Consider the following 4,736-nt stretch of genomic DNA (forward strand, 5'->3'; position numbering starts at 1 on the left):
ATCAATTATATCTTTTGTAACTGTATCTTCACCAATTGCTATTGTTGCTGCTTGGTCAGAAGTTCCTGTCACGTTATCTAGTTTGACAGTTGTTGCTAATTCACCATCTTTATAAGTTAATTTTTGTGGCTCATAAATTTCTTGATTGATAATTTTATATCTATCTAATGTTGTTTCTACTTTCGAGATATAATTTGTTCCATTTATTGCAATTACGCTATCTAATCTAACTCCATCTTCTTTAATGCTATATGATATTTTATTACCAAATGAGTTTCTTTCTGGAACTTTTATTGTCTTAGTCCAACCTTCATTTTTAGTTAATTCTACATAAAACTGTTTGTTACCATCAGCTATAACCCAAGCTTTTACGCTATCTGTCGCTATGTTACCCATCCATTCTTTATTAATTTTAATATCAAACATTTTTTCATTATATTCTTCTGCTTTACCATCATTATACATAATATAGTTTGAACTTCCACTTTGAGTATATTCTTTAACACGAATTAAATTTTGTACATTATTTTCACCTTTTGTTGTATTTTTTCCGCCTTTTTCATGTTTATAGAATATAAATTTAGCAGCCTTAGTATACCAATTTAAGGACAGTATCTGTTTGGTTGGCTTATTAGGAGTTACAATAAAAAATTCTTCTCCATTACATATCGGATTTTCATATGTAACAGGCGAACCATCTTTATGATATAAATGAGCTTCCTTATCATTACAACTTAATTCTATATCACAAACTAAGCCTCTTATTCCATTCAAAGTCAGCAAACCTGAATACCATAACACATGAATTTTTTTCATCGTTACATCACCTTGAATACTAGGATTAGCTAGAAAAAACTCTTCATCTTCTTTAAAATTTTTAAAATACTTTTTATATAGTTGATTATAATATTTACACATACCTTCAGAATATTGATTATGTGGTGTATACTTCCCTTCTCTTCCAGCTGTTATATCCCATATAAGATTTTGCGTCATATACCTAGCTTCTGATTCTGTAATTTGTTTTATATAATCTCCATATCCATTATTGGGGTATCCAACAAATAATGCTAATGCAATTTTTTGTTTCTTTTCTACTCCGTATGTATTTATGTAATCATCATTTGATTCTAAATAATTTTCAGTTTTTGAATAAAAACATCTGTCATCATTCCCGTTATATGTTGCATCTTTTTTGCTTGGAAATCCCTTTTCATAGTTATAACAATATGCTATTTGTTCTCCTTCATCTGATATTTTAATACCATATCTAGTATCTCTATTTACCGTCATTTCTTCATGATAGCCTTGAAATAAATTTTCCTGTGCATAAACCTTATTTTGTATAACTATGACCAAATATGTAATAAATAGTAATATAACAGCAATTAATCCAAATTTACTAATTATTTTTTGGTGATTATTCATTCTCTTACGTTTTATACCTTTCTTAATATTTTCTTACATAATTTAACTAGCTATATAACTAACCATTTTTGTAAATAAGTTTTTCTATCACTTTTTATAATCAGATAATACTTCATTTGTTAATTTCTTTATCCACATTCTACCACAGAACCCTTCTTCAAATGTTTTATCTGATTTTAAGAAAAATTTATCAATATCTTTTTTAGGATTTTGGTTTGTTTTATTTAAAATAGTTGTATATTCGCCATGATAAGCATCGATATTATACCACTGACCTTCTACTTTCACTTGATTCCAAGCATGATTTAAATTTAATATTTTTTGCCTACTATCATATTTCTGTAATTTTTTCTGATATATTTCTTTATTTTTTTTAATTTGATCACTTGTGCCATATGTTATATATGGGGAATATATTGATGAAACCCATTTTTGTTCTAAGCCAGCTCTTTCTGCCATACGAGAGAAAGCAACTGCATATGCTTCACATACACCTTTGCCTTCGATAATTAATGTTGACGGTGCATATACGGAACGTTTCTTGTCTGTATACGGTATTGTTTTACCAGTATAATCAATAGCAGCACTACCATGATCAATTAAATATTCATAAATAATCTTAACTTTTTCATAATCAGACATATTATCCGTAATTTTTTCTTTAATAAAGTCATCTATGATTTGCTCTGATTGTTCAATATCTTCATCTGTCACAGAATATTTATCTACTGTATAAGTAAAGGACAGTATAAATCGATATGAATTATCTTTAATATGTTCTCTTTTATCATACGTAATATTTCTACAGTGTCTAATGTAACTAGCACTTATTGGTAAATCTGTTAAATGATATATTAATTCGTTTATATCATTTTCAGTAGTTATTACCTCTGTATACAATTGCTTAGTATAAATTTGTTTCAACACATAAGTTTCCATATTTTTATAATTTTCTGTAAAATCAATATTCTTATAGGCAATTGGAACTTTTAAATTAATTTTTTTCTTAACAAAATCACTGAACTCAACATTATCAGAAGGTCTTACATATTCAAAAATAACTTCATTACTTATTTTATCTTTTAAAATTACATCTTGTTCCTTTTTTAACGGTACATATCCATCGATTAATACTGGTTTTAATCCTTTAATTACTGTTCCAAAAAACTCTATTTTTGTAATTGTCGGATAGATTTCTTTTTTAGTTTCAGCATCTATATATTTGATATGTAGTTTTGTTTGAATTAATTTTGTTTTATTTTCTTTTGAAATAGATTCAAAAATCTTATTAATTTCATCCGTTGTAGTAGCATTATTTATTTTATCAATACATTCCTCTATTAAATTATCGTCAATATAATCTATATACTGAAATTTTTGAATTTGTTCAATTTTTTCTTTTTTTAATTTTTCTAAATTATTTTTCACATAATAAAAAGTAATCATCTCCTCGTTATTTGATTTAGATAATACTTTTTCTTGTTTTGGTTCAGAAATCAATCGATATTCTGCAGGAATTTTTTCTTTTTGAAAATTTGTAATCCCATTTTCTGTTATTTTATCACCTTCTAATCCTATTTTTGTAATAGTCGGGATCAATTCTTTATTTGTATTAAAATCAATATGTTTTACATGGTATTTAATTATTGCTACATTATCTAAAAATTCTTTCTTTTTTTCTTGTTCATTATTTTTATTTACCTCAACTCTTTGGCTAGCTCCTATATTTTGATTTATTAAACTATTTTCTATGTCATTTTCTTCAAGTTTATTAGTTATTTCTTCAGCTAACACTAAATTGCTTCCTGTTAAAATCATACCTATAATAGAGCTTGTTAAAAAAATTCTTTTCATTTTACAAATTTCCTTTCAAATAATATATTTGACATCTATTTCTCACATAATAATCATTTTATAAAAAATGAAGTAAACTTAAGCCGAATATATCTGCAAAGGCATGTGATGTTGTATATATAAATAAGTTATTACTTTTTTTGCGGTACAAAAGATGATATGTGACACCCAAAATAATCCCTAAACTCATTGCACTCCATATTCCTTGATAGGTATGTACAGCAATCCTTAATCCTACCGCATATATCCAAAAGATTTTTTGGTATTTATCTTGAACTGCAGTACAAATTCCTAGGAAAAATATCTCTTCATAAAATCCATTTAGTAATGAAAAAATAATTAATGAAGCATCAATATTTCCGAAAATACTAATAGGATTATTTGTTTGAATCCAATCAATTACCCAGTCAATTCCATATGTTGGTAGCATTGCAATATCCATTAATAATCCCAATAATAAAAATACAACTACTGCTATCATAATATTCTTGAGAGAAACTTTATATTTCCAAGTTGAAAAGTCAAATTTCACTAATCTTAAATATAAAAATGCAATCAATAATTGGATACTTTGAATGCCTATTGCCTTATAATTATCCATAATAGAAAATTCTAAATTATCACCAATATTACTAGGTTCAGTCATAAAATATAATTCAGTTGATTTTATCAATGCAGGACCAAGCATAATAATTGAAACTACTATAATATTGTGCCATTTTAAAGTTTTTTTCATAACATTACTTCCTTTACCATTTTTTAATAAATATAACAAATTGACTATAAAATTACTGTTAAGTGTTATTTGATAAAAAAACCTTATAAATAGTACTATCATTACTACTTATAAGGTTTTAGTATTTATTATTATTTATTATTTATTATTTTTTATTCTTGATAATAATTATCCCAAATAAACCACTTATACATGCTAACATACTAGTAACTAACATTGATTTACTTCCTGTTTTAGGTAAATTAGTTGTAACTGATTTTTCTACTTTAGTAAGCGTAACTGGTTTTTCTAGTTTACTATAATCATCAACAACAACAAGAACACCTTCTTTATTTACTGTTGCTTGATTATTTTCTACTATTACTTTTCCATTTTCATCTACTTTAAAAGTAATATCTGTAACCACTTCAAATCCTTTTGGTGCATATTTTTCTTTAAAAATATATGTTCCTGAAGCCAAAGTAACTTGATGTACATCTTTTGTACTTTCCCAACTGTCTATTTTTTCACCTTTTTCATTATAAAGTTCTATTTGAGCTCCTTCTAATTCTTTCCCATGAATATCTACTTTTGAGATAGAAATAACATGTTTATTTTCTTTTGGTTTAATTTGTTTAACCACGATTGTTTGTGCTTTATCATTTAGATCGGCATGCATTGCTTCGTGGTGTTTTGTTCCTTCTGCATACTCAAATTGGTTAATACTGCTAGCTTTTTC

4 protein-coding genes are annotated in these 4,736 nt (G+C 26.1%); all 4 read right to left on the minus strand.

Annotated elements, in window-relative coordinates:
- A partial coding sequence (locus tag BMX09_RS09485) for a Cys-Gln thioester bond-forming surface protein (RefSeq protein ID WP_143054415.1) occupies nucleotides 1-1,428 on the minus strand: 1,428 nt, incomplete at its 3' end.
- 87 nt (nucleotides 1,429-1,515) lie between these two features.
- Entirely contained in the window at nucleotides 1,516-3,282 is a 1,767-nt protein-coding gene (locus BMX09_RS09490) for a transglutaminase domain-containing protein (RefSeq protein WP_089748039.1), read from the minus strand.
- Nucleotides 3,283-3,340: 58 nt separating this feature from the next.
- Nucleotides 3,341-4,018, minus strand: a complete 678-nt coding sequence (locus BMX09_RS09495) for a CPBP family glutamic-type intramembrane protease (RefSeq protein WP_177159600.1) — start codon at nucleotides 4,016-4,018, stop codon at nucleotides 3,341-3,343.
- 145 nt (nucleotides 4,019-4,163) lie between these two features.
- Nucleotides 4,164-4,736: MSCRAMM family protein (locus BMX09_RS09500; protein ID WP_143054416.1), on the minus strand; the 573-nt coding region annotated here is incomplete at its 5' end.

It is taken from the genome of Granulicatella balaenopterae (assembly GCF_900111135.1).
GTDB lineage: Bacteria > Bacillota > Bacilli > Lactobacillales > Aerococcaceae > Granulicatella > Granulicatella balaenopterae.

Excerpts from the sequence above, each read along its gene's own strand:
- BMX09_RS09490 (WP_089748039.1), bottom strand. The coding sequence starts at position 3,282 with ATGAAAAGAATTTTTTTAACAAGCTCTATTATAGGTATGATTTTAACA.
- BMX09_RS09495 (WP_177159600.1), bottom strand. The coding sequence starts at position 4,018 with ATGAAAAAAACTTTAAAATGGCACAATATTATAGTAGTTTCAATTATT.